24 protein-coding genes and 1 pseudogene are annotated in these 21,847 nt (G+C 41.9%); 15 read left to right on the top strand and 10 right to left on the bottom strand.

The features are described 5' to 3' along the window. Positions 1-38 precede the first annotated feature (38 nt). Positions 39-241 (bottom strand): annotated as a pseudogene (locus tag SC79_RS21340) (hypothetical protein). Here SC79_RS21340 and SC79_RS14535 point away from each other — a divergent pair. The 3 genes from SC79_RS14535 (at position 144) to SC79_RS14525 (ending at position 3,753) form a co-directional block, all read left to right on the top strand. Next, positions 144-1,352, top strand: coding sequence for a multidrug efflux MFS transporter (locus SC79_RS14535; RefSeq protein ID WP_371807354.1), 1,209 nt, complete (start codon positions 144-146; stop codon positions 1,350-1,352). The pseudogene SC79_RS21340 and the gene SC79_RS14535 overlap by 98 nt on opposite strands. A gap of 92 nt (positions 1,353-1,444) precedes the next feature. Then, on the top strand, positions 1,445-3,319 hold the full coding sequence (locus SC79_RS14530) for a transglycosylase domain-containing protein (RefSeq protein ID WP_082022725.1): 1,875 nt from the start codon (positions 1,445-1,447) through the stop codon (positions 3,317-3,319). Positions 3,320-3,339: 20 nt separating this feature from the next. Then, the gene (locus SC79_RS14525) at positions 3,340-3,753 is read left to right on the top strand and encodes a thiol-disulfide oxidoreductase DCC family protein (RefSeq protein WP_039075643.1); all 414 of its coding nucleotides are present in this window, start codon (positions 3,340-3,342) and stop codon (positions 3,751-3,753) included. Between the two features lie 17 nt (positions 3,754-3,770). Here the strand turns inward: SC79_RS14525 and SC79_RS14520 are convergent, their stop codons facing one another. Continuing rightward, the gene (locus SC79_RS14520) at positions 3,771-4,328 is read right to left on the bottom strand and encodes a YufK family protein (protein ID WP_039075642.1); all 558 of its coding nucleotides are present in this window, start codon (positions 4,326-4,328) and stop codon (positions 3,771-3,773) included. A 178-nt stretch (positions 4,329-4,506) separates the two neighbouring features. Between SC79_RS14520 and maeL the strand changes: the two genes are divergently transcribed. The 3 genes from maeL (at position 4,507) to maeN (ending at position 8,445) form a co-directional block, all read left to right on the top strand. Beyond that, entirely contained in the window at positions 4,507-6,108 is a 1,602-nt protein-coding gene (gene maeL, locus SC79_RS14515; RefSeq protein ID WP_039075641.1) for a two-component system sensor histidine kinase MaeL, read from the top strand. After that, positions 6,101-6,808: a two-component system response regulator MaeM gene (gene maeM / locus SC79_RS14510; protein ID WP_010329895.1), complete on the top strand. Its 708-nt coding sequence runs from the start codon at positions 6,101-6,103 to the stop codon at positions 6,806-6,808. Before maeL ends, maeM begins: the two co-directional genes overlap by 8 nt. 290 nt (positions 6,809-7,098) lie before the next feature. Beyond that, on the top strand, positions 7,099-8,445 hold the full coding sequence (gene maeN, locus SC79_RS14505) for a sodium/malate symporter MaeN (protein WP_039075640.1): 1,347 nt from the start codon (positions 7,099-7,101) through the stop codon (positions 8,443-8,445). 238 nt (positions 8,446-8,683) lie between these two features. Here maeN and SC79_RS14500 read toward each other — a convergent pair whose 3' ends face one another. Further along, entirely contained in the window at positions 8,684-8,899 is a 216-nt protein-coding gene (locus tag SC79_RS14500) for a hypothetical protein (RefSeq protein ID WP_010329897.1), read from the bottom strand. A 231-nt stretch (positions 8,900-9,130) separates the two neighbouring features. Between SC79_RS14500 and SC79_RS14495 the strand changes: the two genes are divergently transcribed. Genes SC79_RS14495 through mnhG form a run of 7 tightly spaced genes read left to right on the top strand, consistent with a single transcriptional unit; the run spans position 9,131 to position 14,902 of the window. Continuing rightward, positions 9,131-11,536 (top strand): Na+/H+ antiporter subunit A, encoded by a 2,406-nt coding sequence (locus tag SC79_RS14495; RefSeq protein WP_039075639.1) that lies wholly within the window; start codon positions 9,131-9,133, stop codon positions 11,534-11,536. Further along, positions 11,529-11,960: a Na(+)/H(+) antiporter subunit B gene (locus SC79_RS14490; protein ID WP_010329899.1), complete on the top strand. Its 432-nt coding sequence runs from the start codon at positions 11,529-11,531 to the stop codon at positions 11,958-11,960. Before SC79_RS14495 ends, SC79_RS14490 begins: the two co-directional genes overlap by 8 nt. After that, entirely contained in the window at positions 11,960-12,301 is a 342-nt protein-coding gene (locus SC79_RS14485) for a Na(+)/H(+) antiporter subunit C (protein WP_010329900.1), read from the top strand. The genes SC79_RS14490 and SC79_RS14485 overlap by 1 nt, the downstream gene beginning before the upstream one ends. Beyond that, complete coding sequence (locus SC79_RS14480) at positions 12,294-13,778, top strand: Na+/H+ antiporter subunit D (RefSeq protein ID WP_010329901.1); 1,485 nt, start codon at positions 12,294-12,296, stop codon at positions 13,776-13,778. Before SC79_RS14485 ends, SC79_RS14480 begins: the two co-directional genes overlap by 8 nt. Before the next feature lie 5 nt (positions 13,779-13,783). Further along, positions 13,784-14,260, top strand: coding sequence for a Na+/H+ antiporter subunit E (locus tag SC79_RS14475; RefSeq protein WP_039075638.1), 477 nt, complete (start codon positions 13,784-13,786; stop codon positions 14,258-14,260). Further along, a complete protein-coding gene (locus tag SC79_RS14470; protein ID WP_010329903.1) occupies positions 14,260-14,544 on the top strand; it encodes a Na(+)/H(+) antiporter subunit F1 in 285 nt (94 codons plus the stop codon). The genes SC79_RS14475 and SC79_RS14470 overlap by 1 nt, the downstream gene beginning before the upstream one ends. After that, a complete protein-coding gene (gene mnhG, locus SC79_RS14465; RefSeq protein ID WP_010329904.1) occupies positions 14,528-14,902 on the top strand; it encodes a monovalent cation/H(+) antiporter subunit G in 375 nt (124 codons plus the stop codon). Before SC79_RS14470 ends, mnhG begins: the two co-directional genes overlap by 17 nt. A gap of 39 nt (positions 14,903-14,941) precedes the next feature. Here the strand turns inward: mnhG and SC79_RS14460 are convergent, their stop codons facing one another. The 6 genes from SC79_RS14460 to degQ all read right to left on the bottom strand — a co-directional run bounded on the left by SC79_RS14460 (position 14,942) and on the right by degQ (position 19,805). Then, positions 14,942-15,322: a hotdog fold thioesterase gene (locus tag SC79_RS14460; RefSeq protein ID WP_039075637.1), complete on the bottom strand. Its 381-nt coding sequence runs from the start codon at positions 15,320-15,322 to the stop codon at positions 14,942-14,944. An 18-nt stretch (positions 15,323-15,340) separates the two neighbouring features. After that, positions 15,341-15,985: a two-component system response regulator ComA gene (gene comA / locus SC79_RS14455; RefSeq protein ID WP_010329906.1), complete on the bottom strand. Its 645-nt coding sequence runs from the start codon at positions 15,983-15,985 to the stop codon at positions 15,341-15,343. A gap of 80 nt (positions 15,986-16,065) precedes the next feature. Beyond that, entirely contained in the window at positions 16,066-18,378 is a 2,313-nt protein-coding gene (locus SC79_RS14450) for a sensor histidine kinase (protein ID WP_039075636.1), read from the bottom strand. A 15-nt stretch (positions 18,379-18,393) separates the two neighbouring features. Further along, complete coding sequence (comX, locus tag SC79_RS14445) at positions 18,394-18,615, bottom strand: competence pheromone ComX (RefSeq protein ID WP_039075635.1); 222 nt, start codon at positions 18,613-18,615, stop codon at positions 18,394-18,396. Beyond that, complete coding sequence (locus SC79_RS14440) at positions 18,612-19,481, bottom strand: polyprenyl synthetase family protein (RefSeq protein ID WP_039075708.1); 870 nt, start codon at positions 19,479-19,481, stop codon at positions 18,612-18,614. Before SC79_RS14440 ends, comX begins: the two co-directional genes overlap by 4 nt. Before the next feature lie 183 nt (positions 19,482-19,664). After that, positions 19,665-19,805, bottom strand: a complete 141-nt coding sequence (degQ, locus tag SC79_RS14435; RefSeq protein WP_003220708.1) for a degradation enzyme regulation protein DegQ — start codon at positions 19,803-19,805, stop codon at positions 19,665-19,667. A gap of 221 nt (positions 19,806-20,026) precedes the next feature. Here degQ and SC79_RS21035 point away from each other — a divergent pair, with 221 nt between their 5' ends. Together SC79_RS21035 and SC79_RS14430 are read left to right on the top strand one after the other, a co-directional pair. Next, positions 20,027-20,152 (top strand): hypothetical protein, encoded by a 126-nt coding sequence (locus SC79_RS21035; RefSeq protein WP_142354816.1) that lies wholly within the window; start codon positions 20,027-20,029, stop codon positions 20,150-20,152. A gap of 112 nt (positions 20,153-20,264) precedes the next feature. Continuing rightward, a complete protein-coding gene (locus tag SC79_RS14430; RefSeq protein ID WP_039075634.1) occupies positions 20,265-20,630 on the top strand; it encodes a hypothetical protein in 366 nt (121 codons plus the stop codon). Here the strand turns inward: SC79_RS14430 and pdeH are convergent. Continuing rightward, on the bottom strand, positions 20,609-21,838 hold the full coding sequence (gene pdeH, locus SC79_RS14425; RefSeq protein WP_039075633.1) for a cyclic di-GMP phosphodiesterase: 1,230 nt from the start codon (positions 21,836-21,838) through the stop codon (positions 20,609-20,611). The two genes, SC79_RS14430 and pdeH, sit on opposite strands and share 22 nt — an antisense overlap. Positions 21,839-21,847 lie beyond the last annotated feature (9 nt).

The following is a 21,847-nucleotide window of genomic DNA, read 5'->3' as shown; positions in this document are numbered from 1 at the left end:
ATCTTTATAGTATATCAATTCACCTTCTCGACCTTTCTTCATTTTCTAAAAATAATGAAATTCCCCAGCCGCTTTGTTTCTTTTAAATCGTGAATCGTTTCTTTATAATTGTAAGGAACCCGAAATAATAAGAAGGTGATGTTATTTCTATCCGTAAGAAGAACTTCGTTATTGTGTGGCTGGCGAACTTTTTTGTCTCAGCCAGCACAACGATGATCGTTCCTTTTCTCTCCTTATATATTGAGACGCTCAGCACTTTTTCAAACGGCTTTGTGCAAAGGTGGAGCGGCTATGTGTTCGGCATTACATTTCTCATGGCGTTTTTGGTATCTCCGTTTTGGGGGCGGCTCGGAGACAAACGCGGATACAAGATCATTCTTATGGCAACCGGAACAGGCATTGCCCTCAGCATTTTATTCATGGGCTTTGTTACATCGGTGTACCAGTTGTTTTTTCTGCGTATGGCAATGGGGCTTGTAACCGGATTTATCCCGACCTCTCTTGCGATGATTTCAGCACAGACGCCAAAGGGCTCAGCCGGCAAAACACTTGGCACGCTGCAAATGGGGCAAGTGTCCGGAAGCTTGTTCGGCCCGCTATTGGGAGGTATGCTTGCTGATCGTTTCGGTTTTACGTATACCTTTTTTATCACATCCTTTGTGATTTTCTCATCTGTTCTTCTCGTGTTATTCGGTGTTAAAGAACAGCCTCTTGCAGAGAAGACAGCCAAACGTACGCCTTACACGAGAAAAGAAGTGCTCTCCTTTATTTTTCACCAGCCAGCGCTTTGGGTCATGATGCTCTTAACCATGCTGGTTCAAACTGGCAACTTCAGTATCCAGCCGCTGCTCGCTCTATATGTAAATGAGCTGCACGGACCTGTCAATCTGGCCTTTTTCTCCGGCATGGCATTTTCAGCAACGGGACTCGGAAGTTTGCTGCTGGCTAGAAAATGGGGAGATCTGGGCGACCGCTACGGCCACCGCCGCATTTTAATCGGGCTTTTACTCGCCGCCTCTATCTTTTTTATCCCGCAGGCGCTCGCGTCCTCACTCAGCGTGCTCCTTGTGTTTAGATTTTTATTTGGAATGGCGATGGGCGGTTTGCTGCCGTGCATTACCGCAGCGATCCGCGTTCAGGCCCCAGGCAGCATTCAAGGAGAAATTCTCGGCTACAATGTCAGCTTTCGCTTTTTAGGAAACGTGCTCGGGCCTCTTATCGGCGGGATCATCTCGAGCCATTTCACAATTTCGGCCGCCTTCTATGTCACAGCGTTTCTCTTTTTCGCCGGCGCCTGCATGCTTTGGATCATGCAGAAATTCCGGAAAGATTCTTATGCCAAAGCAAGCTGATTCTCAGAAAAAACTGATGAATCTTGTAAATTTAACCTTCTCGTAAACTCAAAAGAGTGGTACGATATGGCTAGAATTTAGGAGAAAAGAGAGTGACCATGTTACGAAAAATAATCGGATGGATTTTGCTCCTTTGCATAATCCCATTGTTTGCATTTACAGTTATCGCTTCCGGAAAAGAAGTAAAACAAATGAAGTCTCTGGATCAAGTGCTTGATAAAAATATTAATCTTCAAGATATCAGCCTTGTTCAGAACAGCTACATGTATGACAGGGACGGCTCACTTGTCTCGGAAATCGTCAGCGATCATGAAAACCGCGTGCTCGTTCCATTTGACAAGATTCCCGAGGAAGTCAAACAGATTTTCTTAACGTCTGAGGACCGGCATTTTTATGAGCATAAAGGGTTTGACCTTATGGGAATGGTCCGGGCAACAGCTTCCAACGTAAAAGATAAGAAAATTGACCAAGGTGCCAGCACCATCACACAGCAGCTTTCAAGAAACTTGTATTTGAGCCACGAACGCTCCTTCAGCCGTAAGCTGACTGAGCTCGCGTATTCCTACCAGCTGGAGAAAAAGTATACGAAAGATGAAATACTCGAAGCTTATTTAAATACCATTTATTTCAACAACGGGGTTTACGGCGTCGGTTCTGCGGCTGAATTCTATTTCAGCAAACCGCTGAAATCCCTCACAGTGGGGGAAATGGCTTTTATCTGCTCTATACCTAATAACCCTACATTATATGATCCTCTCAAGCATTTTGACTACACGAAAAACCGTCAAGAGCGTTTGCTTAAAGGATTAAAAGAGGCCGGGGTCATTACGGATACAGAGCTGAAAAAAGCCGTCAAACAAAAAATCAAACTGGATGTTGAAAAGAGAGAAGACAAATATCCGGACTATGTTTCCTACGTCAGTGATGAATTTACGCAGCTGGTGTCTGAATCAGAAGGCTTTGATAAACGGCTTCAAAAAGCGTCAGGAAAACAAAAAGAAAAGATAGAAAACGAGCTCTCCGCAAGAGTCAGCACTCTGATGAAAGACGGCGTGAAAATTTATACCGCGCTTGATCCATACATGCAAAATCAAGTGGTGGCACAGATGAATTCCAAACTTGCGTATGCAAACGTTCAGGGCGGAGCGGCTGTAATTAATCACCAGACGCATCAAATCATCGCTTTATCCGGCGGGAAAAACTATCAAAAATATGATTTTAACCGCGCCTATCAGGCATACAGGCAGCCGGGTTCATCCATTAAGCCGCTGCTTGATTACGGCCCTTATATTGAAAAGACCGGTGCGACAGCAAGCAGCACCATTGATGCCAGCAAGTTTTGCAGCAAAGATTACTGTCCGCAAAACTACAATAACCGCACGTACGGCACAGTGACAATTGATACTGCGTTTAAAAACTCGTATAATACACCGGCCATCAGAATGTTGGATCGTGTCGGCATCCAAAAAGCATTCAGTTATATTGAGCCTTATCATTTCGCCAAACTTGTCGACAGCGACTACCTTCTCCCGGCGGCGCTTGGCGGATTTACAAACGGCATGACGCCTCTTGAGATGACAAAAGCATATACGACATTCGGCAACAGCGGAAGCTATATGCCGAGCCATGCGATTACAAAGGTGACAGACCTTAAAGGAAAAACGCTTTATAAATGGAATGATAAACCGACTCAAATTTTCAGTGTCCGCACAAACATGCAGCTGAAAAGCTTAATGTCTTCCGTTGTGAAAAGCGGGACAGGGAAAAAAGCATATTTTAAAGCGCCTTACATCGGCGGTAAAACAGGAACATCAAATGATTATCACGATATGTGGTTTGTCGGCCTGACAGATACGTATACAATGGGCGTTTGGGTAGGAAAAGACACACCGAGCAGCGTTGAATATCTTCACAGCATCAGCCCTCAGCTTTCCATCTTTAAAGGAACGCTGCAAGCGGCTTATTAAAAGATCGGAGGGGATCAGGCGTGGCATCAGAACAAATTCCAAATCGCGTTTTGCTGTTTGACGGCGTGTGTAATCTATGCAATGGCGCCGTGCAATTTATCATTAAACGTGATCCAGACGGATTGATTTCTTTTACATCGCTGCAGTCGGAAACAGGACAGAGCCTGCTGAAAAAAAGCGGGCTCCCGACTGATCAGTTTGACAGCTTTGTCTTTATTGAAGACGGCCAAGTGTACACAAAGTCAACTGCAGCCATTAAGGTTTTCAAGCATCTGCGGGGCCCATGGCGGCTCTTCGTCTTGTTTTTCGCAGTGCCGAAGCCTGTCAGAGATACGATCTATTCTATTATTGCCAAAAACCGCTATAAGTGGTTTGGCAAAAAAAATGAATGCATGCTCCCCTCCCCTTCTATTAGAAAACGATTTTTACCATAAACGAAAAAATGGCTAGCTTACACAGGTAAGCTAGCCATTATGCTATTATAAAGCTTGATAAATACGAACAAAATACCGATAACAAAGGTAAACCAAAACAACAGTTCCAATAGAATGAATCCGACCAATGACATGAGCGAAAGCGTTGGATAAATCCGGTATACGATAAACACAAAGTAAGCGAGCGTAACGACCGCAAACCAGATCACAATCCAGATGACATTTTGTAAGAGCACAAAGGATAAAATCCCGCCGCCTAAATACACCACGGAACCCATTCTGATTTTTTTCAGGTTGTTCCCTTCCGGATCATTGGCAAAAAACAGCAATGACAGCTCAGTCACGGTATTCGCAATTAATTTCAGAGCGGACAGAACCATAAAATATAAAAGTGCAAAGGCAGCAAATAACGCAAGCCTGATCCCTTTCTCTGAAAAATAATCGAGCATTCCATCATACATTCCAAATGAAGACAGCAGCTTCAACGCGTAAAGTGAAGTGGAAATCGATAGAGACGAACTAAAAAGCAGGATCGCAATCAGCGGAAAGTATCCTGTCAAATAAGTATTTTTCATATAAAAAAGTCCCTTTCTATAATCTACCTCATTTATTATGGAGGACTTAAAACACATTGACAAGATAAATTATTCCATTTTTTTCTCCTTTTTGCGAAATACGATCCCAAATCTTCACAAAGCAGCATTTTGAGAGTAAAGTAGTACGCAGGAATCATAAAACGTTAGGAAGTTTTTTATGAAAAAAACATTAAAACTGCAAACCAGACTTACCATATTTGTTTGTATCGTTGTGTTAATCGCACTGCTCATTACATTTTTTACAGTCGGTGCCCAAACCACCCAACGGATTAGAGATGAGGAGAAAACCATAGCGCTGCAGACTGCTGAAATGGTGGCCGAAGCGCCGATTACAGCAGAATCTTTGGAGAGCGGAGAAAACCAGAAGGAACTGCAAAGCTACACAAAACGTGTTCAGAAAATCACGAACACGGAATTTGTTGTCGTCATGAACATGAACGGCATTCGCAAAACCCATCCCGACCCGAGCAAAATCGGAAAAAAATTCAAGGGCGGTGATGAATCCGAAGCATTAAAAGGTCATGTTCACATCAGCACTGCCTCTGGCACGCTCGGGAAATCACAGCGGGCATTCGTCCCTGTCTACGCCGAGAATGGGAAACAAGTTGGTGCAGTCGCGGTTGGCATCACCGTAAATGAAATTGATGAAGTGATTAGCAACAGCTTACGGCCGCTCTACTTTATTATCTGCGTCAGCATATTCGTCGGTGTGATCGGAGCTGTTATCGTTGCCCGCACGGTGAAAAATATCATGTACGGTCTTGAACCTTATGAAATTGCAACGCTGCTCGAAGAACGAAGCGCGATGCTGGAATCGACGAAGGAAGGAATACTTGCTGTCGATGAACACGGCAATATTAAACTGGCCAACGCGGAAGCGAAGCGCCTATTCGTGAAAATGGGCATCAACACAAATCCTGTCGATCAGGATGTTAATGATATTCTGCCAAAAAGCCGCCTGAAAAAGGTCATCGAGACAAAAAAACCTCTTCAAGACAGAGACGTCCGCATTCACGGATTAGAGCTTGTGTTTAACGAAGTTCCCATCCAGCTGAAAGGACAAACCGTCGGAGCAATTGCGACATTCCGGGACAAAACCGAGGTAAAACATTTAGCTGAACAGCTATCCGGTGTTAAAATGTATGCAAACGCACTGAGAGCGCAGTCTCATGAATTTATGAACAAACTGCATGTCATTCTAGGTCTCGTCCAGCTGAAAGAGTATGACGATCTTGAAGATTATATAAAAGATATTGCCATTCAGCAAAAGTCAGAAACAAGCGAAATTATAAATGATATCAAAAGCTCCGTGCTGGCCGGTTTTCTGCTCGGAAAACAGAGTTTCATACGGGAGCAGGGCGCAAATCTTGATATTGAATGCAACGGTGTCATCCCGAACGCGGCAGACCCTTCAGTTATTCATGAACTCATTACAATCATCGGAAACCTGATCAACAATGGGCTGGACGCCGTTGCCGATATGCCGAAAAAACAAATTACCGTGTCCATGCGTTTTCATAACAGCATACTGGACATTGAAATTACCGATACAGGAGCAGGCATGTCTGAAGAAGACCAGGCCAAAGTGTTTGAACAAGGCTACTCAACAAAGGGCAAGAACCGGGGATTCGGCCTTTATTTTACACAGCAAAGCATTGAAAATTTAAAAGGCCAAATGATCCTCACAAGCGAAAAGAATGAAGGAACGACATTCAGTCTTCGCGTCCCGTACGAACCGAAGGAGGAAAATCATGATTAATGTATTAATAGTTGAAGATGACCCTATGGTGGGTGAATTAAATAAACGCTACTTAAGCCAAATAGAAGGCTTTCAGCTGAAGGGCATCGCCTCTTCCTTTCAAAGCGCTCTGCATATTTTAGGAGAGCATCATATCGACCTCATTTTGCTCGATATTTATATGCCCGGTAAAAACGGGCTTGAACTGCTAACAGAACTGAGAGCCCAAAATGAAGCGGTAGACGTGATTGTGATCTCGGCGGCCAGCGAGCTTGACGTGATCAAAAAAACACTTCGCTACGGCGCTGTCGATTATTTAATCAAACCGTTTGAATTTGAACGTTTCCAAACTGCCCTGTCTGATTACAGACGCAAACAAAAGGTTTATTCAACCCATCGCAACATGAGCCAAAAAGAACTGGACGCCGAGTTATTTCAAAAGAAAGAAGCAACAGAAAAAGTTCAGCTTCCTAAAGGACTGACAAAAAGCACGCTGAAGCTGATTTGGTCCAGTATCCAATCATTCGAAAATGAATCTTTTACGACCGAAGACTTGGCAAAACATACCGAAATCTCTCAAGTATCCATACGGAAATACTTGAAATTTCTTGAAGATATACAAGTTCTCCATGTAGAAATGGCTTACGGAACAATCGGAAGACCCGTTTTCCAGTACAACGTCAATACAGGAAACCTTAATGGAATTAAGCAATATCTATAGATATCCACATTGTTCACCCTGGAGTGCCCGTTAAAAAAGCAGCGGTTCACTTTAAGAACATATCTCTTCACCCTTTACGATTCTCGCTTGGCTAATGCCGGGCGAGATTTATATAAAAGAAAAACGAAAACCATTCTCCCTGGGAAGGCGCTTCTCAGGGATCTTTATTTTTTCTAATCCAAAAGTCCCTGTTATTTTAATTTTTTATTGATTTTTTAACTTTAAAAAATATAATGTGTTAACGCTTTCTTGTAGACTGTAAAAGAAACAATACATGGGGGTGTATGACAATGGGAGCAATTCCAAAAACGGGGACAAATTCATCTGGTCAAAAAGACACACAGGAGAATAACCTGTTTAAAAAAATCTGGAACTTGGAAATCGGTGTGATTCCTCTGCCATTATACATAGTATTAGCTATTATTATTATTCTTGCAGCCTATTACAATGAGCTGCCTGCAAATATGCTTGGCGGGTTTGCCATCATCATGATTCTGGGTGTATTTCTTGGAGATATCGGCCAGCGCATTCCGATATTGAAAGATATTGGCGGCCCTGCCATTTTATCTTTGTTTGTCCCTTCATTTTTAGTTTTTTACAATGTGTTAAATTCAACATCTTTAGACGCTGTAACGAATTTAATGAAGACGTCTAACTTCCTTTATTTCTATATCGCTTGTCTTGTCGTGGGAAGTATCCTTGGAATGAACAGAACTGTTTTAATTCAAGGTTTTATAAGAATGTTCGTTCCACTGGTTGCGGGAACGATCGCGGCGGTTACAGCCGGCATACTTGTCGGATTTATTTTTGGCTACAGCGCCTATGATTCCTTTTTCTTTGTCGTTGTACCGATTATTGCCGGGGGAATCGGTGAAGGAATTTTGCCGCTCTCGATCGCTTATTCACAAATACTCGGTTCATCAGCTGATGTGTATGTGTCTCAGCTGGTCCCTGCCGCTATTATCGGAAACGTTTTTGCGATCATCTGCGCAGCTTTAATGAAAAAGCTTGGCGAAAAACGTCCAGATCTAAATGGAAACGGACGGCTCGTCAAATCTAAAAAAGCAAATGACATTTTCAATCAAAAAGAAGCCGAGGCAAAAATTGATTTTAAACTGATGGGAGCCGGCGTTCTGCTCGCGTGTACATTCTTTATTTTTGGCGGGTTATTAGAGAAATTTATCTTCATCCCGGGCGCGATCTTAATGATTATATCAGCGGCGGCTGTCAAGTATGCGAATGTTCTTCCGAAAAAAATGGAGGATGGGGCTTACCAGCTTTATAAATTTGTTTCGTCCAGCTTTACATGGCCGCTGATGGTCGGTCTGGGGATCCTCTTTATCCCGTTAGATGACGTGGCGGCTGTGATTTCTATTCCGTTTGTCATCATATGTATTTCAGTTGTTGTGGCAATGATTGCCTCTGGATATTTTGTGGGCAAGCTGATGAACATGTATCCGGTTGAATCCGCAATCGTGACATGCTGCCACAGCGGTCTTGGCGGAACGGGCGATGTTGCGATTTTATCGGCGTCAGGAAGAATGGGCCTTATGCCGTTCGCCCAAATTTCCACCCGCCTCGGCGGTGCAGGCACAGTCATTTGCGCGACAGTTCTGCTTCGTTTTTTCACATCATAAACAGAGAAAGAGTTCCGTTCTATGCGGAACTCTCAGATTGTTGACAAAATCCTAAAACGGTTTTCGTTTTAGGATTTTGTCATCTTTTCAGCGTGATTGAAAACCCTTGAAGTCTAGGAAGGACGAGCATTGGAGCACAGCGAATGTAGTCATTCGTGAGCACCGACGCGCAGGACTGACAACGAATGCGAGGGTTTATCGACACGCTGAGAGTTCCGTTCTATGCGGAACTCTTTTTTTATCTGTTCACAATCCGAATATACTCTCGGGGGCCAAAAGGCAGATCCTTTGATTCTGTCTCACTCATTCTGGCTGACAGGTGGTGCTCCAGTAAATACAGCTCCCACTCATCACTAGCTGCCGCACCGCTGCGCCCATTATATTGATTCAACATGAATGCCCCTGCAAATACTGAGCAGAATAAACCCGAACATATCAAAACCTTTCTCTTCATCATGACCAGCTCCTTACCTTCAGGTTGATCAGGAATGATTTTAAATATACAAATCGGTTTATTTTTGTTAGACTTATTTTTAAGGTCACAAGACCTTATAAAAGTCCGTTGTGCAGTTCGAAGCATGGCGGCTTGCAGAAAAGTGCGATATAATTTGGACTAGGTCGTTTGACCGTATATGGATACATAGCGCATTTTTTCAATGATAATGAGAAAAAGGAGGTCTTATCTTTGCAGCTCTTACATTTTGCTATTTTATCGCCTTTTTTATTTGCTCTATTTATTCCCATCTTGGCAAAATACGCAAAAAGAGTGCATACGGGCTGGTTTGTATTGATCTTGCCCGTCTTGCTGTTTATATACTTTCTCCCAATGATCAGGATGACACAATCGGGAGAAACATTGCGGTCGGTATTGGAGTGGATTCCTTCACTTGGCATTAATTTCACCGTTTATATCGACGGTCTCGGATTGTTATTCGCCTTATTGATCACTGGCATCGGCTCTTTAGTCACTCTTTACAGCATTTTTTATTTATCGAAAGAAACAGAACAGCTTGGGCCCTTTTATGTCTATTTATTGATGTTCATGGGCGCGATGCTTGGGGTCGTTCTTGTAGATAATGTGATGGTTCTCTATATGTTTTGGGAGCTTACCAGCCTTTCATCCTTTTTGCTGATCGGCTATTGGTATAAGCGTGAAAAATCGCGCTACGGCGCAGCCAAATCACTTTTGATTACGGTCAGCGGCGGGCTGTGCATGCTCGGGGGATTTATTCTCCTTTATATCATTACTGATTCCTTCAGTATTAGAGAGATGATCCATCAAGTTCAATTAATTGCCGGCCACGACTTGTTTATCCCGGCGATGATTCTGATTTTATTAGGGGCATTTACGAAATCCGCGCAATTTCCTTTTTACATCTGGCTGCCTGACGCAATGGAAGCTCCGACACCTGTCAGCGCTTATCTCCATTCCGCTACGATGGTGAAAGCCGGTATTTATATCATTGCGAGGTTCAGTCCTATTTTCGCCTTTTCAGCCCAATGGTTTTGGATTGTTTCCCTCGTCGGGCTCATTACGATGGTTTGGAGTTCTTTCCAAGCCGTGAAACAAACCGATTTAAAATCGATTTTGGCGTTTTCGACCGTCAGCCAGCTTGGCATGATCATCTCTATGCTCGGCGCCAGTGCGGCGGCTCTTCATTACGGCCATACAGAATATTATACAGTGGCGGCCATGGCAGCGATTTTCCATTTAATTAACCACGCTACCTTTAAAGGAAGCTTGTTTATGGCAGTCGGGATTATTGATCACGAAACAGGCACACGGGATATCCGGAAGCTCGGCGGGTTGATGGCGATTATGCCGATTACGTTTACCATTTCCTTAATCGGGACATTTTCAATGGCCGGACTTCCTCCGTTTAACGGATTTTTGAGTAAAGAAATGTTTTTTACAAGCATGCTTCGCGTGGCACATTTCGATCTGTTCAACGTGCAGACATGGGGCATTCTATTCCCTGTTCTCGCCTGGGTCGGAAGCGTCTTTACATTTATCTACAGCATGAAATTGGTGTTTAAAACGTTCAAAGGAAATTACCAGCCTGAGCAGCTAAAAAAACAGGCCCACGAAGCGCCGGCGGGCATGCTCGTAGCACCTGTCATTCTTGCCGCTTTGGTTGTCAGTCTCTTCTTTTTCCCGAATATATTGTCGTACAGCTTGATTGAGCCGGCGATGAACTCTATCTATCCGACGCTGCTGGATGGCCACGAGAAATTTCATGTTCACATTTCACAATGGCATGGGCCGACGACAGAATTGAAGATGACAGCGGGTATCATTGTTATCGGCACCCTTGGATATTTGGCTATGAATAAATGGAAGGGAATCTATAAACTGTTTCCTTCAAAATTGGCACTCAATCGGTTCTACGATAAGCTTCTGGCTCTCATGGAAAAAGGCTCTTATCGAGTCACAAAACAATATATGACCGGGTTCTTAAGGGATTATTTGCTGTATATCTTCGCTGGTTTCATCATACTGATGGGCGGAGTTATGATGATCAAAGGCGGATTTTCCTTTACAACAGAAGGCATGGCTGATATCGGCGTATACGAAATGATTCTGACACTTGTCATGATCAGCGCCACAGCGGCGACTGTTTTTGCCAGATCAAGGTTGACGGCGATTATCTCACTCGGTGTTGTCGGTTATACGCTCGCATTGTTTTTTGTGATTTTCAGAGCGCCGGACTTGGCATTGACTCAGCTTGTCATTGAAACCATTTCTGTGGCATTGTTCCTGCTTTGTTTCTATCATCTGCCGAAGTTGAGGAGGAAAACGAAAACGAGAACGTTCCGATTGACGAACTTTATCATTGCTTTAGGAGTCGGCATTATTGTCACCCTGCTTGGCATTGCATCGTCAAGCCAGCGGACAAAAGACAGTATTTCATCCTTCTTCTTAAAAAACAGCCACGATCTTGGCGGAGGGGATAATGTTGTCAATGTCATCCTCGTTGATTTCAGGGGCTTTGATACAATGTTTGAAATAACGGTGCTGGCCGTTGCCGCTCTTGGCATATACAGCATGATTAAAACAAAAGTAAAAGAGGAGGAGAGAAGCGGTGAATGAACAAAAAACAAATGACTTAATTCTTCAAACCGTGACAAAGCTTGTATCCTTTATCATTTTGCTTTTCTCTTTCTATTTATTTTTCTCAGGGCATAACGCGCCTGGAGGAGGCTTTGTTGGCGGGCTGATCACGTCCGCTTCCATCGTTCTGTTGCTATTGGCGTATGATTTAAAAACCGTCCGTGCGATTTTGCCGGTTAATTTCATTTACGTGGCGGGAGCCGGGCTTCTGCTCGCTGTATTAACCGGCGCTGGTTCCTTTGTATTCGGGGCTCCATTTTTAAGCCATACATTCGGGCACTTTCATCTGCCGATATTCGGAGATACGGAGCTCGCCACGGCGACAATATTTGATTTAGGCGTTTATCTTGTTGTCGTAGGCATTACGATGACCATTATTCAAACGATTGGAGAGGAAGAATAATGGAAATCTTGATGTCTGTTTTAGCCGGTATTATCTTTATGGCTGCCACGTATTTACTGCTTTCGAAAAGCCTGCTTCGCGTGATTATCGGAACAGCACTTTTGAGCCATGGCGTTCATTTGATGCTTTTGACTATGGGAGGATTAAAGGAAGGCGCCGCTCCGATTTTAAGCAAGCATGTCAAATCATTTGTCGATCCGCTTCCGCAAGCCCTGATTTTGACAGCTATTGTCATTTCATTTGGCGTTACATCATTCCTTCTCGTCATGGCCTTCCGCGCTTATCAGGAATTGAAAACGGACGATATGGATCAAATGAGGGGAAATGATCAACATGAATAATTTTGTTATTTTGCCAATCCTGATCCCGCTCCTGTCAGCCATTCTGCTGATTTTCATGACGAAGAATCTTATGCTCATGCGGATCTTCAGCACTGCGGCATCGGCAATCGGGATTGTGATCAGTGGCATACTCGTACAGACTGTCTTTACAAATGGCATCCAGACACTCAGTTTGGGCGGCTGGAAAGCGCCGTACGGCATTGTGCTGGCCGCAGACCAGTTCGCGAGCCTGCTCGTTCTCACAACAGCGGTCGTCGGTTTATTGGTTGTCCTTTATTCCTTCCGTTCTGTCGGTGAAAAACGGGAGCGTTCCTTTTACTACTCCGGCGTTCAGTTTTTGCTCGCTGGTGTGAGCGGAGCGTTTTTAACAGGCGATTTATTTAACATGTACGTATTTTTTGAGCTTCTGCTTATTGCCTCCTATATGCTGATCGTATTGGGCGGCACAAAAATCCAGCTGCGGGAGTCCCTTAAATATATTGTGTTTAATATCGTATCGTCTGCCCTGTTCGTCATTGGTGTCGGTTATTTATACGCTGTCACCGGTACATTGAACATGGCGGATTTAAGTGTAAAAATCAGCGAATCAGGACAAACCGGGCTGATGACTGTCATTGGTGTCCTGCTGCTGTTGGTATTTGGCATGAAGGGCGGAATCTTCCCCCTCTACTTTTGGCTTCCGGGCTCTTATTACGCGCCTCCGGCGGCAATCTCCGCGTTGTTCGGCGCTTTGCTGACAAAAGTCGGTTTATATGCCATTACTAGAGTGTTCACATTGATTTTTATTCACGATGCAGCCTTTACCCATCAGCTGATGATTTGGCTGGCGGCGCTGACTGTGATATTCGGTGTCATCGGTTCACTTGCATATGCGGACGTCATGAAAATTGTGATCTACAACATTATTACAGCTGTCGGCGTCATTTTGTTCGGTGTGGCAGTCCATACCCCCGCATCCATTCAAGGCGCGATTTATTATCTGATTCACGATATGCTGATTAAAGGCGCTTTATTTATGCTGGCGGGCACGCTGATTGCGTTGACTGGAACAGCCAGCCTTCATAAAATGGGCGGGCTGATCAAGCGTTATCCGCTTCTTGGATGGATGTTTTTCATTTCAGCGATTTCTCTCGCAGGCATCCCGCCCCTCAGCGGATTTGTCGGCAAGTTAAAGATTGTGGAGGGCGGCTTCGCGGAAGGTGAATTTGCGATTTCCATGCTGATCCTGCTTTCAAGTCTGCTTGTCCTGTACTCTGTGCTGAGGATCTTTATGCATGCGTTTTGGGGTGAAGAAAAAGAAACACCAAAACAACAAAACCCTAGAACAGCTAAAGGGCTTCTTTATCCGGCAGCTATTTTTCTCTTACTGTCTCTTCTCATCGGGTTGGGTACAGAGTGGCTGTCACCTTACGTTGATCAAGCGGCCGAGACACTGCTGAATCCGGAAAAATATATTGAAGCTGTTTTGAAGGAGTAGATCACATGGCATTTCAAATTTTATTAAATGTGTTTCTCGCTTTTTGCTGGATGTTTTTGAGCAATAGTTCAAGCGCCGCAGGATTTATCACAGGCTATATTCTCGGAATGGTCTCTCTCTTTTTCTTCCGGCGCTTCTTTACCCGCCATTTTTATCTATGGAAAATGTTTTCTATCGTCAAACTCTTTTTGGTTTTTTTAAAGGAACTGTATCTTGCCAATGTCAGTGTGATGAAATCCGTTTTATCTCCAAAACTGAATATCAAACCGGGCATTTTCGCTTTTAAAACTGAACTGACAAAGGATTGGGAAATCACCTTGCTTTCCCTGCTCATTACATTAACGCCAGGAACCTTGGTGATGGATATTTCGGATGACAAGACGATCCTTTATATTCACGCGTTGGATATTGAGGATGCGGAAAAAGCCATTTTAGATATCCGCGAGTCATTTGAAAAAGCCATACAGGAGGTGAGCCGCTGATGTTTACGCTGATCCTGCAACTCGCGCTTGGCATTATGGCAGTGTCTACCTTTTTGTATGTCATTCGTGTCATTAAAGGGCCGACTGTGACTGACCGGGTAGTGGCTCTGGATGCAATCGGCATCAACCTGATTGCGATCACAGCGCTCGTCTCCATTTTGCTGAATACAAACGCGTTTCTGGATATTATTTTGCTGCTGGGCATTTTAGCATTTATCGGAACGATTGCGTTTTCCAAATTCCTGGAGAAAGGAGAGATAATCGAAAATGATCGAAATCGCTAAGGTCGTTGTGGCGGTATTCATTTTGTTAGGCGCTCTTATATGCCTTGTAGCGTCACTTGGGATATTGCGCCTTCCCGATGTGTTTACTCGCTCTCATGCTGCTTCTAAAGGCTCCACATTAGGCGTCAATATGATTCTGCTCGGTGTCTTCTTCTATTTGTGGTTTGTGACGGGGAACATTTCCGCTAAAATCCTGCTCGGGATTCTCTTTATCTTTATTACGTCTCCTGTCGGGGGGCACTTGATCTGCCGTGCAGCGTACAACTCCGGCGTCAAGCTTGATAAGAGAAGTGTACAGGATGACTATAACGGGATCAGAAACTTTGTGATTAAACGAAAAGAGGATTCTTACCTATAAAAAATAAGCAGCCGGACAGGCAGAGTTCCGGCTGTTTTTTTATTTCTTGATGACAGCCAGCGTGCATCTGGATATACAGATCAGCCTCTCTTGCTCGTCATAAATGTGAATGTGATAGACAATCGTCGTTCTGCCTATATGAACGGGTTCGGCTACAGCCTTTACCGTTCCTTCCTTTACGGATTTTAAATGGTTGGCATTGATCTCCAAGCCGACACACGCTTGTGCAGTGTGATCAATCAGGTTCTGCGCACCCGCGCTCGCCGCGGTTTCCGCCAGCGCCACTGAAGCGCCTCCATGCAAATAGCCGAACGGCTGCACCGTCCGATGATCCACCGGCATGACCGCAATGCATCGCTCCGCTGTGTTTTCAATGATCTCAATTCCAAGCGCTTCAAGCAATGTGTGTTTCGTGTCCATCCTATCCAACTCCCTTATTTAAAGTACACCGTCTGATTTCGCAATCAAAACCGCTTCCGTCCGGGAACCGACATTCAGCTTATTGAAAATCGATGTCAAGCTGTATTCAATGGACCGCTTGCTCAAATGAAGCGCATCTGCGATTTCTTGGTTTGTAAATCCCTTTTCAACTTCTTGAAGAATCAGGCATTCTCTAGGTGTGAGCACATCTTGTTCTTTTTGAGAGGAAGGAGCCGGCTTTGTTTTTTGCTGAGTCATCAGCTGTTTAAAGTAAGCAAAATCGACTAAAATTTCTCCGTTGAGTACGTGGTATATGTATTGGGTGATCTTTTCTTTAGATTCCGTTTTGCTGATGGCACCGTGCAGACCCGCACGAATCGCTTCCTCAAAATAATCCTCGACCTCATAACCGGTATACACAATAATCTTACAACGAGGACTCTCTTGTAAAATCTGTTTAGAAAGCTCCATCCCATTGATCTCGCCGCCTAAATTCAAATCCATTAAGATGAGATCATATGACGAGAAATCATGCTGCTTAATAAACTTGTCGCTCGGTTCAGGACTGAGACAATCAACAGACAGATTCGAATCCGTTTCCAAAATTGTCTTGGTGCCTTCCATGACAGCCGGATGGTCATCAATCACTAGTATCTTTTTCATGTTTTCCTCCCTTTTACTCACTCATTTCCATTTTATAAAAAAGACTTGGCTTATGCCAAGTCGTTTACGTTATAAAACCATTACAATTCGATTTCAATATCAGCCTTAAAGCCCTTTCCTTCACATGTTTCAATCCGAAGGCGTCCATCTAAAGCCCTGACTCTCTCTTTAATTCCAGAAAGCCCCATACTCATGGAATGCTCATGATGTTTTTCCTGATCAAATCCTACGCCATTGTCCTCGTAATGAAGAACGATCTTGTTTTGAATACTGATGAGCATAATCAGCACATCTGTCGCTTGTGAGTGCTTAACCGCATTAGACAGAAACTCTTGAATGATCCGGTACAAATTCAGCTGCGAATCCAAATCAAGCGATGCCGTAAATCTGCCGGTATTTAAACGGATATGAAACGGAACCCGTTCCTGCAGCTGCGCCACCAGCTTCGACAGCGCCTTCACCAGCCCAAGATCATACAAAAGCTGCGGCCGCAATTCATGACACGTCTCCCGCGTCATCGAAATCACATCAGACATCTGATCATTCATCTGTACAAGCTTGTCCTGCACATCTTCCTGGCACGGATGATCATCTTTCTTAAATTCGGCCAAAAACAGCTCGCACTGGCGCTTTAATGAAATCAAATCCTGAAGAACGGAATCGTGGAGATCACGGGCGAGATCAGAGCGTTGTTTTTCTTCGATGGTATACATGAGTTTTTTGAGCCAGACGGGGTTTGATTCTTGTTGTTTTAAATCTTCAAGATGCACCATCAATTCTTCGATTTTCATCACATTCTCCAATGAAACATTTGTATAAAACGCTAATGTTTGAAGCCATGCAATTTCATCTCTTGTTAATTTAAAAGTATTATAACTTGAGAAACACAGTACTAAAAACGATCTGTCTCCTCGTTCACCTATTTTAATAATAAAACCTTGTTTAAACTCTTTAATTTTACCGATATCACCAGAAAAGCTTTTCACATATTGCTCATAATTCTTATAAGTTAGATCTTTAAAGTTATTCTTGCTCAGGAGAATGATTTCCCCTTTAGAATTATCATACACGTAAGCATTATCTATGTTTAAAACTTCTAGGATTGTATTTTTAAAGTGATCAAGTACTTGATCTACCGATGATGCTTGCTTAATTAATTGAGTAAATTTAAAAATTCCATCTTGATAATTAAATTTCTCTGTAAATCTTTTCAACTTGAAGCGAAAATCAATAATCTCTTTAAAGTAAAAGACAGCAAACATAAGCAAATATATTACAAATGTTAGTTTAACGTAGTAAAAGTTATCTTCTGGTTTTTGAATGTAATTAAATATGGTGACCACAATAACAGTAGGTGTAATGGCTAAAAATCCATAGTATTTAAGCCGTCCTACAACAAAGTCAATATTATAAAGTCTATTTGTCATAAATTGATACACTAAAGAAAAAGGAATAACAAGTGTAAAAGCTGCCAAACTAAAGGGTGAAAGATACTTATCAAACAACACATATGGAATAACAAAAAAGATAATAAAGGGACTAAAAGACAGGATATTTATATAAGCAAGGATTTTTAAAATTGACTTTTGCTCATTTTGTTTAATTTTTCTTATCCCTTGATGGATAAGAACAGATACAGTAAGAACTAGGACAAAAAAAGAAATCAAGTTCAAGTTAGACAAAAAAGTCGAAGAATTTAATCTATTACTCAAAACAGCTTCTAGTAGCAGGTTTATGAGTGGGAGTATATACATAATGATTAAAATCTTCTTTTTGAATAACTTAGTGCCCAATTCCGCAAAGTATTTATATATGAAATGTATATATAAAATTGGACAACTTACTAAAGTAAGGATAAGCAGATAAGTGCTAACCTCTTCACCTTTTCTTGCCCCGCAGGCACTTACATACGCTACTGATACAAATAACAAAAATAAGATTAAAACAAAAGCAGAAGGTGATTTTCTTACTTTATTTATTCTGTAAACAAAAAATACACAAAATAAACAGATTGAATAAGATATGAGTGGAATGAGATACATAAATAAATTTTCTTCACTTATTAGGCTTACATTTTGCAAATGAAATGATTTATTATCTCTCTCAACAGTTAAACTTTCTACATTGACCAATCTTCCTCTTTCTAACTGAACTTCGCTTCCTTTTTCCCCATTCACCTCAAGAATGATGTCACCCTTTTTTACACCTGAATAATATTCATCTGTATAATCTACAACATTGGTGACCTCTAACTTCCCCTGTTCATTAATCTTCACATCCGCACCTACGAAGATGTTAAAAACAGAAATATAAGAGAGGTAGATCACATAAACAAAACTTAAAATGATAATAACTAAGGACAAATATTTATAAACGTTATGATTTCTGTGCATCTCATCATCCCATAATTAAATAAAACTTTTTCTTTTATCATCCTCAAAAAAATTACTGATAGCTTCTACTGGGGGCCAATTGCTTGTTCTCGGTGCCTCTCCTTCTTCAAACGCATATAATATTGCTTTCTTTTCTTTTTCATTTATATTTAGCAAGGTTAAGTTCCCATTCTTAAATTGATCAAACGCTTCGGGATTGTTTGCTAGATGGCTTATGATTTTATCAATATGTTTCAATTTATATTCCCCCTTAATAATTGAACAAATAGTTTATTCTTTCCTTGTTCATCTAATTTCAGTTTTTTGAATGATTCTTTAAAATTTTCCAATGCTATATTTTTAATAACATTCAAATATTGTATTACACCTGATTCTCGTAGCTTCTTTTTTAATTCGTCCATATTATTTATCTGATTATCTTCTTGCGCATAAAAATTTAATAAATCAATCGATGATTGGTTATATTTATTTTTTAGATAGTAGAAGGCAAGATTGTGTCTAGTTTTTATGTCATTATTGTCAGGATAATATAGCCCATGGTGATCATTCGCAATTTGCTCGACTATGCCCAAATAATGTGAATACTCATCGACTGTTTCATTAAATTCTCCAGTTGCCAAATATACACCAAGAACACTAGGCAATGTTACAAGAGAACCAGACTTAAGTTTAATCATTTCAATAAATTCTGATTCTGAAGAGACTGTTAAATTTAAATCTACATGTTGCCCTTGTAAAGATTGAAGTGAATATTGTAAAGTCAGACTTAAATGTTGTGGATTGTTAGAAACTAAACTTATTATTTGCAAACTTAACGTATAAAGTGCAGTAGCTGCATTAATCACTATCGAAGGATCTATTTTCATCCAAGAAGCCTGAAGATTGTCCTTATCCTCTATATCGTCAAAAATGTCAGCAGATAAAATTAAAAGTTCTATACCAGAAGCCAACAACTCAATTGCTGTAACATCTTTTCCGTCAAATGCTATGTAATGGTGATAAGCTAGTTCTGCAAATGAAAATTGTTTTTTTTCTTCAATAAAAGAAATAAGTTTTGTTTTTAAGTCTTCATTTAAAATATTTTCATCTACAATCTCCTTCATTTTCTCCTTGATCCGGACAGAATCTAAACATATCTGCTCAATAACGACTTCCCCCCTCCCCTTCCATTTTACTAAATGGGCTATCCAAAAGACAGCAGGTTTTTCGTTTTTTAACAATCATATAATACTTTATCCTTTTATTGTATATGAAGAACGAAAAAAAGACTTGTCTCCAAGTCTTTTTCACGAAATTTTCATTGCATAATTGTATTTATCGAGCTGATCGATGCTTTTGTTAATGTTTCGTAATGAATCTGTCGTTTCTTTAATGTCAAGTTCGAGTCGGAATAACAATTGTTTTACTTCTTCAAGTTTCTTTTCCATCGTTTCCACACTCCTTTTTTTGAAAGATCAATGAATTGTGTATGGTGAACGAGTCCTAGGTATTTGATCTGTTACTAATAGTGTATCTGCTTTCAGGTTATTTTTCACCGAAAAGTATGCAAAAAAGTCCTGCGTGACACCGCAAACATCAATAGGCCTTTATACTCAAATGAATCGCAATGAGAACGGGACTATCTTTCTATGTATCAAAGTGTTTATTTCTGCAGAAATTGAGAAAGATTCTTACTTTCCTTGATTTGAACGTGTTTCGCCTTTTTACTAAGCAAGACTATAGTCCTTTGCACCGCATTTTCAAAATTGAATATGCGATTCTTGGCGTATCCTGACCGACAAACACCGAAAAGACCGCAACGCTAAAGTTGTGGCCTTTTCGCTTTGGCATATTCGTCAGTCAGAGATCTATACATATAGAAACATCCTTTTTTGTGAGGTGCTCCCATGAGATATCGTTGCCCTTGGTTTTACGCCTATCCGTATGAGATACGCCGTCCTCCCGCTCCTGCCGGCAATACAGATACCTTTGTCCGTTCAGCGAAGCAGGCCGCGGGAATGTTTGCGGATGCCCAGCTCGTTCTCAGCCGCATTGCGGGCTCGCGGGAGCTCTCGCGCCGCATTATGACCGCAGCCGAGCAATCAGATAAACAATCCGTCAAGCGCATGATTAAACAAATGGGCGTCCGGCATGATGTGGATGCGGTCTTTAATCCCGACGGCATTTACATCAGCCTGATCGGGACGCAAAGCCGAATGATCCTTGCTTTGCGGTGGTCAGAAGACCGCAATTATTTTGCGTCCATCAGATGATGGCACCACTCCAGCGCCTCTAAATAACACTCATACGCTTCTTCTTTATCCAGCTCTTTGCCTAATTCTGAACGAGTGTCCCAGTTGTTGCCTTCAATACATTTCACAAGCTCAAGCATGTGGTAGTAGTCGTTTTGTTCGCCTAATAACGCTTGCCCGACTTCATCTTTTAAAGGCAATTCTTGAATAATCTCCTCTATTTCTCTATGCAGCAGGGTGTCTATAAGAGAAAACATTCCGATCAGCATATAAGAAGCGGGCTGCAGCCGGGCAGTTTTTCTCGCCAGCAGTTCACAAAGCTTTGCTCTCATTAAAGAAATCTTAATGATCTCGTGCTTGCTGGAATGTCCTTTTCTGCTTAAATCCTTAAAGGAAAGAATGTATATCCACCGTTTGATTTCATTAAACCCCAGCAGCATGATGGCCTGTTGAATGCTTTCAATCTTCTGGCTCAAACGGCTGTGTGATGAGTTTAAAAACTTTAGAATTTGATAGGACAGTGATAAATCCCGCTCTATGTATTCTGTCACACGCTTGATGTTTGGCTGCTCTTTGCTCAATTCATTCAGCAGTTCATAGTAAGAATAGAAATGAGTCGACAGATCATGCCCGCTGATGATGCGAGGTTCGCTGAAAAAGTACCCCTGGAATAATTGAAAGCCGTCTTGGGCCGCCTGTTTATATTCTTTTCTGGTCTCTACTTTTTCCGCTAAAAAAATCAAACCTCTGCAGCCGTAGGTTTGCAAAATTTTTCTGCGTTCCATTCGCGTTGTTTTGAGAAAATCAATTTTCAATATATCAATATAGCTCATGAGCTCTTCCAGTAAGTCTTCACTTAGCGAATTTATTGCGTAAAAATCATCAAGCGCCAGCATATACCCCATGTTTTTCAGCTCTTTGCATCTTGAGATGAGGGCCGGCGTGATCGGTATATCTTCAAGGATTTCAATGACAAGCTGCTTCGGATTAAAGGAGGTGGGAAGATTCGAAAACATCAGGCTTTCCGTAAAATTAACAAAGCAGCGTTTTCCTTCCGTCAGCTTCTCAATTCCGATGTTTAAAAAGCTGTTGATTACCAAATCAGCTGTTGCCTGATCGCCGTCTTTAGCGTTATATACATTCTCTTCGCTATCTCTATACAGCAATTCATAAGCAACAACCTGTTCTTTTCTATTAAAAATAGGCTGTCTTGCAACAAACACCCTCATTGATTTATC

The organism is Bacillus sp. MSP13, from assembly GCF_000815295.1.
In the GTDB taxonomy this organism is placed as follows: Bacteria; Bacillota; Bacilli; order Bacillales; family Bacillaceae; genus Bacillus; species Bacillus vallismortis.
This window is presented reverse-complemented; position numbering and strand designations above follow the sequence as displayed.

Coding starts and splice junctions, on each gene's coding strand:
- SC79_RS14460 (WP_039075637.1), bottom strand. CDS start 15,322: ATGGACACGAAACACACATTGCTTGAAGCGCTTGGAATTGAGATCATT.
- SC79_RS14440 (WP_039075708.1), bottom strand. CDS start 19,481: ATGAAGGAGATTGTAGATGAAAATATTTTAAATGAAGACTTAAAAACA.
- maeL (WP_039075641.1), top strand. CDS start 4,507: ATGAAAAAAACATTAAAACTGCAAACCAGACTTACCATATTTGTTTGT.
- maeN (WP_039075640.1), top strand. CDS start 7,099: ATGGGAGCAATTCCAAAAACGGGGACAAATTCATCTGGTCAAAAAGAC.
- SC79_RS14450 (WP_039075636.1), bottom strand. CDS start 18,378: ATGCACAGAAATCATAACGTTTATAAATATTTGTCCTTAGTTATTATC.
- SC79_RS14485 (WP_010329900.1), top strand. CDS start 11,960: ATGGAAATCTTGATGTCTGTTTTAGCCGGTATTATCTTTATGGCTGCC.
- maeM (WP_010329895.1), top strand. CDS start 6,101: ATGATTAATGTATTAATAGTTGAAGATGACCCTATGGTGGGTGAATTA.
- SC79_RS14520 (WP_039075642.1), bottom strand. CDS start 4,328: ATGAAAAATACTTATTTGACAGGATACTTTCCGCTGATTGCGATCCTG.
- mnhG (WP_010329904.1), top strand. CDS start 14,528: ATGATCGAAATCGCTAAGGTCGTTGTGGCGGTATTCATTTTGTTAGGC.
- SC79_RS14430 (WP_039075634.1), top strand. CDS start 20,265: ATGAGATATCGTTGCCCTTGGTTTTACGCCTATCCGTATGAGATACGC.
- SC79_RS14470 (WP_010329903.1), top strand. CDS start 14,260: ATGTTTACGCTGATCCTGCAACTCGCGCTTGGCATTATGGCAGTGTCT.
- degQ (WP_003220708.1), bottom strand. CDS start 19,805: ATGGAAAAGAAACTTGAAGAAGTAAAACAATTGTTATTCCGACTCGAA.
- comA (WP_010329906.1), bottom strand. CDS start 15,985: ATGAAAAAGATACTAGTGATTGATGACCATCCGGCTGTCATGGAAGGC.
- SC79_RS14480 (WP_010329901.1), top strand. CDS start 12,294: ATGAATAATTTTGTTATTTTGCCAATCCTGATCCCGCTCCTGTCAGCC.
- SC79_RS14475 (WP_039075638.1), top strand. CDS start 13,784: ATGGCATTTCAAATTTTATTAAATGTGTTTCTCGCTTTTTGCTGGATG.
- pdeH (WP_039075633.1), bottom strand. CDS start 21,838: ATGAGGGTGTTTGTTGCAAGACAGCCTATTTTTAATAGAAAAGAACAG.
- SC79_RS14500 (WP_010329897.1), bottom strand. CDS start 8,899: ATGAAGAGAAAGGTTTTGATATGTTCGGGTTTATTCTGCTCAGTATTT.